The sequence below is a fragment of the Solimonas aquatica genome (genome assembly GCF_900111015.1).
Taxonomy (GTDB): Bacteria; Pseudomonadota; Gammaproteobacteria; order Nevskiales; family Nevskiaceae; genus Solimonas; species Solimonas aquatica.
The window spans coordinates 62,677-77,837 of the sequence record NZ_FOFS01000003.1; the positions used below are offsets into that span (position 1 = coordinate 62,677).

General features: G+C 65.7%; 13 protein-coding genes. 10 read left to right on the forward strand and 3 right to left on the reverse strand.

Features of this window, described 5'->3' with window-relative positions; genetic code table 11:
• Positions 1-34: 34 nt before the first annotated feature.
• A complete protein-coding gene (thrS, locus tag BMY12_RS04455; protein ID WP_093282619.1) occupies positions 35-1,942 on the forward strand; it encodes a threonine--tRNA ligase in 1,908 nt (635 codons plus the stop codon).
• Positions 1,942-2,778: a M23 family metallopeptidase gene (locus tag BMY12_RS04460; protein WP_093282622.1), complete on the forward strand. Its 837-nt coding sequence runs from the start codon at positions 1,942-1,944 to the stop codon at positions 2,776-2,778. Before thrS ends, BMY12_RS04460 begins: the two co-directional genes overlap by 1 nt.
• 7 nt (positions 2,779-2,785) lie before the next feature.
• Here BMY12_RS04460 and BMY12_RS04465 read toward each other — a convergent pair whose 3' ends face one another.
• Positions 2,786-4,945 (reverse strand): TonB-dependent siderophore receptor, encoded by a 2,160-nt coding sequence (locus BMY12_RS04465; protein WP_093282625.1) that lies wholly within the window; start codon positions 4,943-4,945, stop codon positions 2,786-2,788.
• 160 nt (positions 4,946-5,105) lie between these two features.
• The gene (hemP, locus tag BMY12_RS04470) at positions 5,106-5,312 is read right to left on the reverse strand and encodes a hemin uptake protein HemP (protein ID WP_093282627.1); all 207 of its coding nucleotides are present in this window, start codon (positions 5,310-5,312) and stop codon (positions 5,106-5,108) included.
• Positions 5,313-5,610: 298 nt separating this feature from the next.
• Here hemP and BMY12_RS04475 point away from each other — a divergent pair, with 298 nt between their 5' ends.
• Genes BMY12_RS04475 through BMY12_RS04500 form a run of 6 tightly spaced genes read left to right on the forward strand, consistent with a single transcriptional unit; the run spans position 5,611 to position 11,653 of the window.
• Positions 5,611-7,947 (forward strand): TonB-dependent receptor, encoded by a 2,337-nt coding sequence (locus BMY12_RS04475; protein ID WP_177188838.1) that lies wholly within the window; start codon positions 5,611-5,613, stop codon positions 7,945-7,947.
• Between the two features lie 17 nt (positions 7,948-7,964).
• Positions 7,965-8,645 carry a Fe2+-dependent dioxygenase gene (locus BMY12_RS04480; RefSeq protein WP_093282633.1) on the forward strand — a complete coding sequence of 227 codons (681 nt, stop codon included), beginning with the start codon at positions 7,965-7,967 and terminating at the stop codon, positions 8,643-8,645.
• Positions 8,642-9,292 carry an energy transducer TonB gene (locus tag BMY12_RS04485; protein WP_093282636.1) on the forward strand — a complete coding sequence of 217 codons (651 nt, stop codon included), beginning with the start codon at positions 8,642-8,644 and terminating at the stop codon, positions 9,290-9,292. Before BMY12_RS04480 ends, BMY12_RS04485 begins: the two co-directional genes overlap by 4 nt.
• Before the next feature lie 2 nt (positions 9,293-9,294).
• Positions 9,295-10,038, forward strand: a complete 744-nt coding sequence (locus BMY12_RS04490) for a MotA/TolQ/ExbB proton channel family protein (RefSeq protein WP_093282639.1) — start codon at positions 9,295-9,297, stop codon at positions 10,036-10,038.
• A gap of 2 nt (positions 10,039-10,040) precedes the next feature.
• Entirely contained in the window at positions 10,041-10,466 is a 426-nt protein-coding gene (locus BMY12_RS04495) for an ExbD/TolR family protein (RefSeq protein ID WP_093282641.1), read from the forward strand.
• A gap of 23 nt (positions 10,467-10,489) precedes the next feature.
• Positions 10,490-11,653, forward strand: a complete 1,164-nt coding sequence (locus BMY12_RS04500) for a PepSY-associated TM helix domain-containing protein (protein ID WP_143068841.1) — start codon at positions 10,490-10,492, stop codon at positions 11,651-11,653.
• 304 nt (positions 11,654-11,957) lie between these two features.
• Here BMY12_RS04500 and BMY12_RS04505 read toward each other — a convergent pair whose 3' ends face one another.
• On the reverse strand, positions 11,958-12,299 hold the full coding sequence (locus BMY12_RS04505; protein ID WP_093283201.1) for a histidine triad nucleotide-binding protein: 342 nt from the start codon (positions 12,297-12,299) through the stop codon (positions 11,958-11,960).
• Positions 12,300-12,366: 67 nt separating this feature from the next.
• Here BMY12_RS04505 and msbA point away from each other — a divergent pair, with 67 nt between their 5' ends.
• A complete protein-coding gene (msbA, locus tag BMY12_RS04510) occupies positions 12,367-14,157 on the forward strand; it encodes a lipid A export permease/ATP-binding protein MsbA (protein WP_093282646.1) in 1,791 nt (596 codons plus the stop codon).
• Positions 14,154-15,161: a tetraacyldisaccharide 4'-kinase gene (gene lpxK, locus BMY12_RS04515; protein WP_093282650.1), complete on the forward strand. Its 1,008-nt coding sequence runs from the start codon at positions 14,154-14,156 to the stop codon at positions 15,159-15,161. The genes msbA and lpxK overlap by 4 nt, the downstream gene beginning before the upstream one ends.

The following is a 15,161-nucleotide window of genomic DNA, read 5'->3' on the forward strand; positions in this document are numbered from 1 at the left end:
CGCCAGGCCGCCGCACGAAATACAGGGCTTCATCATGAGCATTCAAATCACCTTCCCGGATGGCAACGTCAAATCCTTCGACGCGCCGGTCACGGGCCTGGCCATCGCCCAGGGCATCTCGCCGGGCCTGGCCAAGAAAGCGGCGGTCATCAAGGTCGATGACGCGCTCTGGGACCTGAACCGTCCCATCGTGCGCGACGCGCGCATCAGCATCATCACCCGCGACAAGCCCGAGGCCCTGGAAGTGATCCGGCACGACGCCGCGCATGTGCTGGCGCAGGCGGTGCAGGAACTCTTTCCCGGCACGCAGATCACCTTCGGTCCGGCCACCGAGGTCGGCTTCTACTACGACTTCGCGCGCGACACGCCGTTCACCGAGGCCGATCTGGAAGCCATCGAAAACAAGATGCGCGAGATCGTCAAGCGCGATCTGCCGATCAAGCGCGAGGTCTGGGACCGTGATGCCGCGCTGAAGCACTTCGAAGCCGCAGGCGAGAGCTTCAAGGCCGAGTGGATCCGCGAGGGCATCGCGGCGGACGAAGAGCTGAGCATCTACCGCCAGGGCGACAACTGGCTGGACATGTGCTTAGGGCCGCATCTGCCCTCCACCGGCAAGCTGGGCTCGGCCTTCAAGCTGATCCGCGTCGGCGGCGTGTACTGGCGCGGCGATGCCAACAATGCGCAGCTGCAGCGCATCTACGGCGTGTGCTTCGCCACTGACGACGAACTCAAGGCCTATCTGAAGCAGATGGAAGAGGCCGAGAAGCGCGATCACCGCAAGCTCGGCAAGCAGCTGGATCTCTTCCATCAGCAGGAAGAAGCGCCGGGCATGGTGTTCTGGCATCCCAAGGGCTGGGCGATCTGGCAGGCCGTCGAGCAGTACGTGCGCGGCGTGTACAAGGCCAGCGGTTATCAGGAAGTGCGCGGCCCGCAGATCATGGACGTGAGCCTGTGGAAGCGTTCCGGGCACTGGGACAACTACCAGGAGAACATGTTCTTCACCGAGAGCGAGAAGCGCACCTACGCGGTGAAGCCCATGAACTGCCCGGGCCATGTGCAGATCTACAACGCCGGGCTGCATTCCTATCGCGATCTGCCGATCCGCTATGCGGAGTTCGGCGGCTGCCATCGCAACGAACCCTCCGGCGCCCTGCACGGCATCATGCGCGTGCGTGCCTTCACCCAGGACGATGGCCACATCTTCTGCATGCCCGAGCAGGTGGAAGGCGAGGTCACGGCCTTTCATCAGCAGGCCATGCAGGTCTACGCCGATTTCGGCTTCACCGATCTGGCGGTCAAGCTGGCCCTGCGTCCGGACAAGCGTCTGGGCACGGACGAGGCCTGGGATCGCGCCGAGAACGCGCTGCGCGCCGCGCTGCGAGCCGCCGGCGTGGCCTGGGAAGAGCTGCCGGGCGAGGGCGCTTTCTACGGCCCGAAGATCGAGTACCACCTGAAGGATTCCATCGGCCGCAGCTGGCAGGTGGGCACCATCCAGTTCGATCCGATGATGCCGGAGCGTCTCGACGCTTCCTACATCGACGAAAGCTCGCAGCGCGTGCGGCCGATCATGCTGCATCGTGCGATCGTGGGCTCCATGGAGCGCTTCATCGGCATTCTCATCGAGCATCACGCCGGCGCACTGCCGTTCTGGCTCTCGCCGGTGCAAGCGGTGGTGGCGCCCATCGTCTCGGATGCCGACGGCTATGCCAGCGAGGTCTGCGAGCTGTTGAAGGGCGAAGGTCTGCGCGCGCAGGCCGATCTGCGCAACGAGAAGATCAACTACAAGATCCGCGAGCACGCGCTGCAGAAGATTCCGGTGATTCTGGTGGTCGGCCGCAAGGAAGCCGAGGAGCGCACCGTGACCCTGCGTCTGCGCGGCATCGATGCGCAGGAGACGCTGCCGCTGGATCAGGCGCTGGCACGGCTCAAGGCCATGCGCTGATGCGCGGCCTGCGCGCGGCGCTGCTGGGCTTGCTGTTCACCGCTGCGGCTGCGGCGCAGCCGAGCTTGCCGGAGCCTGTGCAGCTGCGCGGTGACTGGCAGCAGAGCGCGCTGCTGCTGGGCCAGGCGCCGGCCGGCACGCAGGTCTGGTTCGAGTCGCGCAAGCTGCGCGTCTCGCCTTCCGGCGCCTTCGTGTTCGGTCTGGATCGCGATGCGCCGGCGCAGGCCCTGCTGCGGGTGCAGCTGCCGGGCCAGGCGGCGCAGGACTATCGCTTCGACGTCGAAAGGCGCGAGTACGACATTCAGCGCATCGAAGGTCTGCCGCCGAAGTTCGTCTCGCCGCCGCCGGAGGTTCAGGCGCGCATCAAGGCCGAGCAGCAGAAGCTCGGCGCCGCGCGCGCGCGCGACAGCGAAATCGACGGCTTTGCGCAAAGTTTCGCGTGGCCGGCCACGGGGCGCATCTCCGGTGTGTTCGGCAGCCAGCGGATCTTGAACGGCACACCCAAGCAGCCGCATTACGGCCTGGATGTGGCAGTGCCCATCGGCACCGAGGTGCGTGCGCCGGCCGATGGCGTGATTGCTCTGGCCGAGACCGATCTCTACTTCACCGGCGGCACCCTGGTGATCGACCACGGCCATGGTCTGAACTCGATCATGGTGCATCTCTCCAGGCTGATCGCACAGCCGGGGCAGCGCGTGAAGCAAGGCGAGCTGGTGGCGCTGTCCGGCATGACCGGTCGCGCCACCGGCCCGCATCTGCACTGGGGCGTGTACTGGTTCAACACCCGCCTGGACCCGCAGCGTCTGGTCCCGGCGCAAGCGCCAGCGGCACCGTAGGGCGGGCTCAAAAGCGGTAGCGCAGCGTCGCCGTCGCATTCAGCGGCGTGCCGTAGTAGAGATTGCCGTACTCGTCCAGCACGTAGTAGGTCTGGTCCAGCAGGTTGTCGCCATTGAGCTGCACACTCAGCTGCGGCGTGAACTGCCAGCGCGCCATCAGGCTGAGCAGGGTGACGGGACTCTGCTGCATGTCCACCGCGCCCGAGGGCGCACCCACCGTGACATGGCTGGAGGACTGCCAGTTGGCGCCCGCACCGACCGTGAGTTGCCGCTGCGCGAGGGCCGGCGTCCAGCTGCTGAAGCCGCGGATCAGGGTGCGCGGGATGTAAGTGCGGATCTCGCCGTGATCCGGGCCCTGCAGGATGTAGCGTGAAAAACCCAGGCTCAGATTCCAGTTCTCACGCAGGGTGCCATTGGCCTGCGCCTCGAAGCCGCGGGTGCGCGTGCCGTCCACGGAACTGGCGGCCGGGGTGCGGCCGTCGTCGAGTACGTAGAGCTGATTGCCGCTGGCATCCAGCGCATTCTCCGCGACATGATCCAGGCGCGTTTCAAACAGTGTCAGCGCGGTGTTGAAGCGGCCGCCGAAGTGCTCGCCCTTGATGCCGGTCTCATAGCTCTTGCCTTGCAGCGGCTGCAGATAAGTGCCGTCGTACTCGCGCTTGTTTTGCGGATTGAAGATCGCCGTGTAGCTGACAAAGGCTGAATAGCTGGCGTTCAGCTCGTAGAGCGCACCGGCGTAGGGAACGAGCTTGTTGCGCTGCTGCGCGAAGGGCGCGCCGCTGTAGAGATAGTAGTAGTCGTTCTTGAAGCCGCTGCGGCGCGCGCCGAGAATCAGCTTCAAGGGATCGGCGAGCGACAGACGCGCGGCGGCATACAGTCCGGTCTGGCGCACCTCGATATCGCTGTCGGGCGTCGGCGTGCTGGAGAATTCCGGCTGCGGATAACGGCCATCCCAATCGAAGAAGTTGCCGACCTCGGCCAGCGCGCCGTGCTGGTATTCATTGCCCTTGATGTAGAGCTTCGAGGCGCTGGCGCCCAGCACCAGTTCGTGCCGGCGGCCGAACCACTGGAACGGACCCCTGGCATAGGCATCGGCAGCGTTCTGCGTGGTCTTGACCTTCTCGCGATACGCGAACGGCACCAGACCTTCGCCGGTCTGCGGATCGGGAAAGCCGTAGACATAGAACAGCGCGAGGTCTTCCTTGAAGCTGCGGCGATTGAGCGCGGCGCGCGCCTGCCAGCCGTTGTCGAAGTCATGACGCAGCTCGCCGAAGAAGCTCTGCTTGCGCTTGTCCCAGAAGCTCCAGCGGGTGGCGGTGGTCACCGAGCGTGGCCAGTTGCTCAGGCTGCCATCGCTGAAGAACAGCGGGAAGGAGCCCCAGGTGTTGGCCTGCGGCATGGTGTTCTGCAGGTCATAGCCCAGTGTCAGCAGCGTGTGCGGCGAAAGGTCTGCATCGATCACGCCGTACAGCACGCCTTTTTCCTTCTGGTACAGATCCTGATAACTCTCGCGGTGCTGATACACGCCGATGGCGCGGGCGCGGATGCTGCCGCTGGCGTTGAGCCGGGTGGCGAAGTCGGCGCTGGCGCGCGCGTTGTCCCAGCTGCCGTAGGAGAGATTCAGATCGCCGGTGAAGCTGCGCTGGTCGGCGCGCTTGCGCACCAGGTTCACTGCGGCGGAAGGATTGCCGGCGCCCATCATCAGGCCGTTGGCGCCGCGCACGATCTCGATGCGCTCATAGAGCGCGGTGTCGAGATTGTCGTCCAGTGATTCGGTGGCGAAGTTGGAGGCCGCCGGCAGACCGTCGTACATCAGATTGTCGATGATGAAACCGCGCGAGCTGAACACCACGCGCTCGCTGTCGTAGGCGTAGGAGTAGATGCCGCTGGTCTGGTCCAGTACATCGCGCAGCGACTGCAGGTTCTGATCGTCCAGCTGCTGGCGCGTGACGATGCTCAGCGACTGCGGGGTCTCGCGTGGCGCAAGGTCCAGACGCGTGGCCGCGCCGGTTTCACGCACGGCATAGGCCGGCGCTTCCTCGCCGCTGACAGTGATTCTGTCCAGCGTGACCGGGGCGGCCGGGCTTTCCTGCGCGCCGGCCAGCGGGCTGAGCAGCAGCGGCAGCAGCGCTGCGTGGCGGGTGGTGAAACGGACGACAGACGACATTCCAGACTCCTCGAAGCCATCACGGGGGATGGCGTGGTCTTGGCTGGCTGGAACAGCGGCTGGCGGGCTGATGAAGGCCCGCAGGCTGCGGGCCGCAACATGAACAGGCCGGACGCGGCGCCGTCTGGCGCAGGGTCCGGCCTGTTGCGGGGGCGAAGGGCTACTTGTTGAGAATCAGCTTGCCCAGACGCGTCTTGTGCAGGCGATACACCGCGCCCCGGTGTTCGATGAGCACCAGATTGTCGTGACCGGCGAACAAGTCCTCGGAACGCAGGCAGCGTGGCTGCGGTGCGGCGGTTTTGGCCTCGCGGCCGGGGGAGGGGACGATGCCGCGTAGCGGCAGATCGAGACTCAGGCTGTGCGACATGGGCGGGTGCTCCTGCGATTCGGGGTTGGCGGGCGTTTGGGTTCGCAGCTCGAGGCCACTGCCTGCAAATGAGAATAATTACCAATACTGATTTTCGCAAGCACCCTGTGCCGGTCCGCGATACCGCTCCGCCCGAAGCGCGCATCCCGGGAAGTTTCTTGTAATGAGAATTGTTATCAATTAAACTGCGCCGCACCCACGGATCATCGGACTTCGGCCTCGATGCATCCCCAGGCAGTCCACCGTGCGCCCCAGGCGCCGGTGTTTTTTGATGGTTCTGCCCAGGGAGTGTCGATTCATGTTCCGTCTCAGCCCGGTGGCTGCCGCCGCCGTCGCTTTTCATCTGCTGCCCGCCTCCGCCCAAGCCCAGGAGGCGCCGGAAGCCGGCGCCGTCACGCAGATGAAGGAGGTCAAGGTTCAGGCCGATACCGCGAGTCCGTATCAGACCCGCAAGGTGGATTCCCCCAAGTACACCGCGCCGCTGCTGGACACGCCGCAGACGGTGACCGTGGTGCCCGCGCAGCTGATGCAGGAGCAGGGCCTGCTCAGTTTGCGCGAGGTGCTCATCACCGTGCCGGGCATCACCTTCGGCGCCGGCGAAGGCGGCGGCGGTTACGGTGACAGCATCAATCTGCGCGGCTTCTCCGCCAACACCGACATCACCATCGACGGCGTGCGCGACAGCGCCCAGTACAGCCGCTCGGATTCCTTCAATGTGCAGCAGATCGAAGTGATCAACGGCGCCAACTCGGTGTATGCCGGTGCCGGTTCGGTGGGCGGTTCGATCAACGAAGTGTCCAAGCGACCCCTGGCCGAGAACTTCACGCTGATCAGCGCTGGTCTGGGCACCGACCGCTATGCGCGCATGAGCATGGATGCCAATCAGCGGCTGGCGGAGGGGCTGGCCGGCCGCGTGAACCTGATGGTGCATCGCAATGACGCGCCCGGTCGCGACTACGAGGACTTCCAGCGCTGGGGCCTGGCGCCTTCGCTGACGCTGGGCATGGGCACGCCCACACGCCTGACCCTGAGCTATTTCCATCAGCACGACGACAACATTCCGCAGTACGGCGTGCCTTTCCACAACGGCAAGGCCTTGCCGGGTGTCGATGACAGCCGCTACTTCGGTTATCACAACATCGACCGCCAGAAGATCGATTCTGATCTGGCCACCGCCATCGTCGAACACGAGTTCAATGATCTGGTGTCGCTGCGCAATCTCTCGCGCCTGGGCTACACCACGCAACATGCCATCGTCGATCCCCCGCAGGGCATTTACTGTCTGGAAAACGGCCTGAAGCCGGTGGCGATCTCGGCCAGCGCGCCCAGCGGCTACAGCGCCTGCACGTCTTCCGATCCGGCCCCGGGTTATTACCGGCCTTCGGGGCCGCGCGGCAACACGCGCGACACCGAGAACGTGCTGATCATGAATCAGACCGATCTGACATGGACCTTCAGCTCCGGGCCGCTGGCGCACACCCTGCTGTCCGGGTTTGCGATCACGCATGAAACCTTTCATCTGGACACCGGCAATGTGCTGCGCAATGCCGGCGGGGCCACGCCCAATCCCACGCTGCCGGACATGCTGATTGCCGATCCGGATTCCACCTGGACCGGGCCGGTGAACTTCATCCGCTCCGCCACCCAGGACGGCGGTCTGGACAATGCCGCGATCTATCTGTTCGACACCGTGAAGCTGGGTTCGCAAGTGGACTTCAATGCCGGCGTGCGTTACGAGCGCAACAAGGGCAGTTACGGCACGGTCTCCTACAACCCTGATGGCAGCGTGCTCGCCAGCTCGCCAAGCAAGACCTATTACAGCGACGAGCTGTTGCTCTCGTATCGCGCCGGCATCGTCTACAAGCCGCGCAGCAATGCCAGCGTCTATCTGGTTTACGGCAATGCGCAGACGCCCTCGAAGACGGCCGTCAACGGCTCGCTCAGCGATGCCACCGCCGATGTCGATCCCGAGCAGGCGCGCCTCATCGAAGCCGGCGGCAAATGGGACGTGCTGGCGCAGCGTCTGTCGCTGACCGCAGCGGTGTTCCGCAATGAACGCAGCAATTACAAGGTCGCTTCCGGCGATCCGCTGGTCACCACGCAACAGCTCGATGGTCAGGCGCATGTCGATGGCGCGATCCTCGGCATTGCCGGCGAACTCAGCGAGCGCTGGGCGGTGTTCGCCAATTACACCTATCTGAACAGCAAGGTGGATCGCGGCGTCTCCCGGTTCCTCGCGGCCAAGGGCTACGACTACACCAAGGGCGATGCGCTGACCAACACGCCCAGGCATTCGGCGAGTCTGTGGACCAGCTACAGCCTGCCGCATCGCGTGCAGCTCGGTTATGGATTCTCGTACCAGGGCGACTTCTTCCTCACCCAGCACACCGGCACCAGCTATGACAGCACGCAGCCGGACGTCAGCGGTGTGCGCAGCACGTTTCCGCTGATCAGGATGCCCAGCTATCTCATCCATCGCGCGATGGTTTCCTACGGCGCCACACAGAAACTCAATCTGCGCCTGAATGCGAACAATCTGTTCGACAAGGATTACTTCATCCGTGCACGCAACAACGGCTGGGCGACGCCGGGCGATGCCCGCAACTTCGTGCTGACTGCGGACTACAACTTCTAGCCGGAGCAAACGCCACCATGATGGTGCAGATTCCCCAGGTTCTGGATACCCAGGCGCTGCGCAGGATGCGCGAAACCCTGCTGGCCGCCGGCTGGGTGGATGGCCGCGTGACGGCGGGCCATCAGTCGGCGCAGGCCAAGCACAATCTGCAGCTGCGCGAGGATGATCCGCTGGCGCGCGAGTTGGGCGCGCTGATTGTGCAGGCCCTGCTGCGTCAGCCACTGTTCGTCAGTGCCGCGCTGCCGGATCGCGTGTATCCGCCGCTGTTCAACCGCTACGAAAACGGCGGCAGCTTCGGCACCCATATCGACAACGCGATCCGCGAGCATCCGCCCAGCGGCCTGCGCCTGCGCACCGATCTGTCCGCCACGCTGTTTCTCAACGAGCCGGAGGAATACGAGGGCGGCGAGCTCTTGGTGGAAGACACCTACGGCGTGCAGCGCGTCAAGCTGCCGGCCGGGCATCTGATTCTGTATCCGGCCAGCAGCCTGCATCAGGTGCGGCCGGTGACGCGCGGCGCGCGCCTGGCCTCGTTCATGTGGATCCAGAGCCTGGTGCGCGATGATGCCGCGCGCACCCTGTTGTTCGATCTGGATCGCAGCATCCAGCAGCTGCGCGGCGCGCTGCCCGAACACGCCGCGCTGGTGCAGCTCACCGGCGTGTATCACAACCTGCTGCGTCGCTGGAGCCAGGTATGAGCGCGGTCGCCAGCGCGGCCTTGCCTGGTTATCTGCGTGGCGCGCCGGGGCGCGGCCGCCAGCTGCCGGCCCTGCTGCTGATCGTCGTCCTGCATGCGCTGGCGCTCTTGCTGCTGCTGCGGATGCGCGAAGCGCCCGGCCCCCAGCCCGCACCGACGCTGATGGTGAGTCTGATCAGCGCGGCGCCGCCGGAGGTTCCGCCGCCGCCACCGCCGGCGCAGCGCAAGCCGCTGCCACGGCCGCAGCTGATCGCCGCGCCGCAAGCGGCACCGGCGGACATGGTGGCGCCACCGATGGAGGAGAGCCCACCGCCGCCCGCGCCGACGGTGCCGGAGCCGCCCGCAGCCCCGGCGGTGATTCCGCCCAGCTTCGTCGCCGCCTATCTCAACAATCCGGCGCCGTCCTATCCCTCGCTGTCGATCCGCCTGCGCGAGCAGGGCACGGTGCTGTTGCTGGTGCTGGTTTCGGCCGAAGGACGCGCCGGGCAGGTGCAGGTGGAGCAGAGCAGCGGTTTTGCGCGGCTGGATGCGGCGGCCGTGGACGTGGTGCGGCAGCGCTGGCGCTTCGTGCCGGCCCGGCAGGGCGAACAGGCAGTGTCGGCCTGGGTGCGCATTCCCCTTTCATTTGAACTGAAGAAACACGAGTAGCCATGGACGCGATACAAGGTTTGAGCCTGCAGCACTTCCTGAGCCATGCCGACGGCGTGAGCAAGACCATCCTGCTGCTGATGCTGCTGGCCTCGATCAGCAGCTGGTATCTGATCCTCACCAAGGCCTGGGCCGACTGGCGCTGCCGGCGGCGCAGCGCGAAGTTCCTGGAGTTCTTCTGGAACGCGCCCTCGCTGCGCGAGGTGGCGATTCATCTGGACGATGCGCATCCGCAGGAGCCGTTCTCGCATCTGGCTTATCACGGCATCGCCGCCAGCCGGCATCACGAGCGCCATGGCGTGAACCGACTCAACGAGGCCGGCTCGGCTTCGGACTTCGTCACCCGCACCCTGCGCAAGACCATCGACGAGGAAACCGCGAAGATGGAATCCGGGCTCACGGTGCTGGCCTCGGTGGGCTCCACCGCGCCCTTCGTGGGACTGCTGGGCACGGTCTGGGGCATCTTTCACGCGCTGGTCGCCATCGGTGTTTCCGGCGCCGGCACGCTCGACAAGGTGGCCGGTCCGGTGGGCGAGGCGCTGATCATGACTGCCATCGGTCTGGCCGTGGCCATCCCCGCCGTGCTGGGCTACAACTTCCTGGTGCGCGCCAATCGCGTCACGCTCTCGCAGCTGGACGCCTTTGCGCACGATCTGTTCGCCTTCCTGGCCACCGGCGTCAAGATCGATATGCAGCAGCCCGGTGCCCAGGTGGCGCCGCTCAAGAGCGCGGCGCAGAGGAGCTGAGCATGGCCTTCGGCAGCTTTCATGGCCAGCGCGGCAGCGCGCCGATGGCCGAGATCAATGTCATTCCCCTGGTGGACATCATGCTGGTGCTGCTGGTGATCTTCATCATCACCGCGCCGCTGCTGACCAATGCCGTGAAGATCGATCTGCCGCGCGCCAGCAGCAATGCCAATATCGGCAAGGTGGACAAGGTGCAGCTGTCCATCGATGCCGACGGCCAGCTGTACTGGAATGGCGAGAAGCTGGATCGCGCCCAGCTGCAGCAGCGCCTGCAGGCCGCCGGCGCGCAGCCGCAGCCACCGGAGCTGCATCTGCACGCCGACCGCAATACCCGTTATGAAATCATCGCCGAGGTGATGAGCGACGCCGCGCAGCGCGGCGTCGCCAAGCTGGGATTCGTCACCGATCCGCCGGCCGCAGCACCTTGAGCCGCAGTGAAGAGCAAGAACGCATGTTGAGAAAGCTGTGGTTTCAAACGCACTGGTTGCTGGGGATCAGCGCCGGTCTGGTGCTGGCGATCATGGGCTTGAGCGGCGCGACCCTGGCCTTCGAGGATGAGATCATCGAAGCGCTCAATCCGCAGGTGCTGAAGGTGCGCCCGCAAGGCCAGCCGCTGCCGGTGTCGGAACTGGCGGCACGGGCGCAGTCCCTGCGTCCGCAGACGCGGCTGCAGGCGCTGACCATATTCGCCGATGGGCAGCGTGCCGCGCGCGCCGCTTATGCCGGTCGCGAGCCGCGGCAGCGGCGTGGCGAGCAGCTGTATCTGAATCCTTATGACGGCCGCATCACTGGCAGCGAGGCGCAGCTGCGGGGTCATGCCTTCCTGCATTTCGTCGAGGATCTGCATCGGCGTCTGGCCGCCGGCGAGATCGGCAAGGCCATCACCGGCGCCTGCGTGCTGATTCTGCTGCTGATGGTGAGCACGGGTCTTTACCTGCGCTGGCCGCGCCGGGCGCGCTCCTGGCGCAGCTGGCTGCGTGTCGATGTGCCCTGGCGTGGCCGCGCCTTCTGGTGGAATCTGCACGCCGTGGCCGGCACCCTGGTGCTGCCGTTTTATCTGCTCTCGGCGGGTACCGGGCTGTTCTGGTCCTACGACTGGTATCGCGATGCCCTGCAGGCGCTGGCGGGCGAGCCGCGCCAGCCGCGCTCTGCTTTCGGTGGCGAGGGCGGACGTGCCGGCGAACGTGGCCGCGAGGCCGTGCCGGGCCTGCCGGATCTGCAGCCGGCCTGGACGAGCTTCGTGCAGCAGGTGCCGGACTATCGGCAGGTCTCGCTGAACCTGCCGCAACGTCCGGGCGAGGCACTGCAGTTCAACTATCTGGACGCCGATGCCGCGCATGAGCGCGCGCAGAGCCGCATCCGGATCGCCGCAGACGGTCGCGTGCTGGAGCGGCAGGCTTATGCCGGGAAGCGTCTCGGTGGCCAGCTGATCGCCAGCATCTTCCCGCTGCACGCCGGCAGCTTCTTCGGCTGGCCGGGGCGGCTGCTGATGTTCGCAGCGAGCCTGCTGATGCCGCTGTTCTTCATCAGCGGCTGGGTCTTGTATCTGGAGCGGCGTGGCCGGCAGCGGCGCGCGCAGCAGCGTGTGGCGGCCGGGGAGGCGCAGCTGGGGTGAGGATTCAAGCGTGCGGATGCTGTCGGTGGCCAGCCTGAAAGATGACATCGAGCCATCACAGCGTGTTCTTGGGCTTTGCTGTGGCCATCCATGGCGGGGCCTCTTCTCCTGATTGACCCCCGGCCCGGCCATCCATGGCCGGGCGTTCGCAAAAAATGATGACATTGAGTCATCACTGAACTGATTTATGCCTTAAGGGGCGCCGTCCATGTCGGGACTGTACCGCTGGAACGACCCCCGGTCTGGCCCTCCATGACCAGCCTGAAAAAAAGAAAAGATGACATTGAGTCATCTTTTCTTTTTTTCACCCCGGTGGCCATTTCAGGGGGCGGCCGGCGAGGATGTGCAGATGCAGATGGAACACGCTCTGGCCAGCGCCGGCGCCGTTGTTGACCACCAAGCGGAAGGCTTCGCCGTAGCCGGCGGCTTCGGCGATCTTCGGCGCGGTGAGCAGCAGATGCCCGAACAGGGCCTGATCCTCGACCGTGGCGTCGCAGAGGCGCGGGATGGGCTTGCGCGGCACCAGCTGCACGTGCAGCGGCGCCTGCGGATGGATGTCCTTGAAGGCCACGCACAGCGCGTCTTCGTAGACGATGTCGGCCGGTATCTCGCGGTCGCAGATTTTCTCGAACAGGGTCTTGGCCATGGCACTCATGCCGTGATGCGAAAGAGCGCATCTTGATAGCATACCGCCGCCCGCACAAGCGACCCTCATGACAAAACCGGTTTCTCCCAGCCCCGCCGCCAGCGCGCCGGCCGAACAAGGCGCCTGGCCCACGTATCGGCGCCTGCTCGCTTACTCCCTGCCGCACTGGCCGATCATGCTGGTGTCGATGCTGGCGACCGTGGCCTTCGCCGGCGTGGACACCGCCTTCGCGGCGCTGATCAAGCCGCTGCTGGATCGCGCCTTCGTGGAGCAGAACCAGACCTACATCCGCCTGATTCCGGTCTACATCATCGGCCTGTTCATCCTGCGCGGCCTGTCCTTCTTCATCTCCACCTACGGCATGGCCTATGTGGCGCGGCGCGTGGTCAAGGACATGCGCCAGCGGGTGTTCGAAAAGCTGATGAAGCTGCCGGCGCGCTATTTCGACCGCATCAATTCCTCGCAGATGGTCTCGCAGCTGACCTACTTCGTGGAGCAGATCGCCGATGCCACCACCACGGTGCTGACCAGCACCCTGAAGGACTCGCTGTCGATCATCTTCTACATCAGCTACATGTTCTATCTGAACTGGCAGCTGAGCGCGTTCGTGTTTGTGGTGGCGCCACCCATCGCGCTGATCATCCGCTATGTCACGGGCCGCTTCCGGCGCATCAGCAAGCGTATCCAGGACAGCATCACCGGCGTGACCGAGGCGGTGGACGAAGCCGTGCTCGGCCAGCGTGTGGTGAAGATCTACAACAGCCAGGCGTATGAGAGCGAGCAGTTCGAACGCGTCAACGAGGCCAATCGCTGGTTGAGCATGAAGATCGTGGCGACGCGCGCCAGCAGCGTGGCGCTGATCCAGTTCATCGCCGCCTGGGCCGTGGCCGCCATCGTCTACTTCGCCACCCAGCCGCATATGCTGGAGGTGATGACGCCGGGCACCTTCGCGGCTTTCATGCTGGCCATGCTCTCGCTGCTCAATCCGTTCAAGAACATGGGCGGTGTCAACGAGAAGCTGCAGCGTGGCATCACCGCCGGCATGGAGCTGTTCAAGCTGCTGGATGAGCAGGCCGAAGCGGATGAAGGCCAGCGCAGCCTGAGTCGCGCGCGCGGCGCCATCGAATTCCGTGCCGTGCATTTCACCTATCCCGGACAGGAGCGCGCAGCGCTGCGCGGCATCGACCTGAAGATCGAGCCGGGCCAGCGCGTGGCCTTCGTCGGCAAGTCGGGCAGCGGCAAGTCCACCTTGCTCGCGCTGCTGCCGCGTTTCTACGATCTGAGCCAGGGCGAGATCCTGCTGGACGGCCATCCGCTGGCCGAGTACCGCCTGCATGATCTGCGCGCGCAGTTTTCCCTGGTGGATCAGCAGCTGCGTCTGTTCAACAAGACCGTAGCCGAGAACATCGCCTACGGCGTGCAGCCGGCGCCGGACGCCGCGCGCATCGAGGATGCGGCGCGGCGCGCGCATGCCATGGAGTTCATCGAGCGTCTCGACCGGGGCATGGCCGCCGAAGTGGGGCAGAACGGCGCGCGCCTGTCCGGCGGTCAGCGTCAGCGTCTGGCCATCGCGCGGGCCCTGCTCAAGGACGCGCCGATCCTGATTCTCGACGAGGCCACTTCGGCGCTGGACACCGAGTCGGAGCGCGTGATCCAGGCCGCCGTGGATGAACTGGCGCAGGGCCGGACCACGCTGGTGATTGCGCATCGCCTGTCCACCGTCCAGAACGCCGATCTGATCGTGGTGATGGACGAGGGCCGCATCGTCGAGCGCGGTACGCACGATCAGCTGTTGGCGCAGGACGGCGTCTACGCCGCGCTGTACCGCATGCAGTTCAAGGACGAGCCGGCGGCATGAGCCTGCCCGGCAGCGCCTGGCTGCAGCGGCGCTGGTACGGCCAGACGCCGATTGCCTGGCTGCAGCTGCTGGCGGCGGTGTATGGCCGGATCGCGCAGCGCCGTCGTGCGCGTCTGCAGGCACGGGCGCCGCGCCTGCCGCTGCCGGTGATCGTGGTCGGCAATATCAGCGTCGGCGGCACCGGCAAGACGCCGCTGGTGATTGCGCTGGTGGAGCGTCTGCGCGCCTGGGGCTGGCGGCCGGGCGTGGTGAGCCGCGGTTACGGCGCGCGCGCGCCGCACTATCCCTACGCGGTGCGTGCCGACAGCGATGCCGCGCACTGCGGTGACGAGCCCTTGCTGATTGTGCAGCGCTGCGATGTACCGCTGATGGTGGCACCGGATCGTGTCGCGGCGGCGCGACAGCTGATCGACAGTGGCGCGGTGGACATCCTCATCGCCGACGATGGTCTGCAGCATTACCACCTGGCGCGCGATATCGAGATTGGCGTGGTGGATGGCGCGCGCGGCCTGGGCAATCGCGCCCTGCTGCCATCAGGCCCCCTGCGTGAGCCACCCTCGCGTCTGCGCGAGCTGGACCTGGTGGTGGTCAATGGCGGACATTGGCGCGAGCCGGGGCTGTTGCCCGGCGCGCAGCTGTTCGACATGCAGCTGGCGCTTGGCGAGGCGCGACCGCTGGCCGGTGGTGCTCCGCGTGCGCTGCACGAGTTTGCCGGGCGGCGCGTGCATGCGGTGGCCGGTATCGGGCATCCGCCGCGCTTCTTCGCGGCGCTGCGTGCGCAGGGCTTGCAGCTGCAGGAGCATGCTTTTGCCGACCATCATCGCTTCCGGCCTGAGGATCTGGCATTTGCGGACGATGCGCCGGTGCTGATGACCGAGAAGGACGCCGTGAAATGCCGCGCCTTTGCCGATGCGCGCCTCTGGAGTGTGCCGGTCAGCGCCAGACTGGACGCGGCTTTTGATGCGCGTATGCGAGAATGCCTGTCCCGTTTTGCGAAAGCCTGA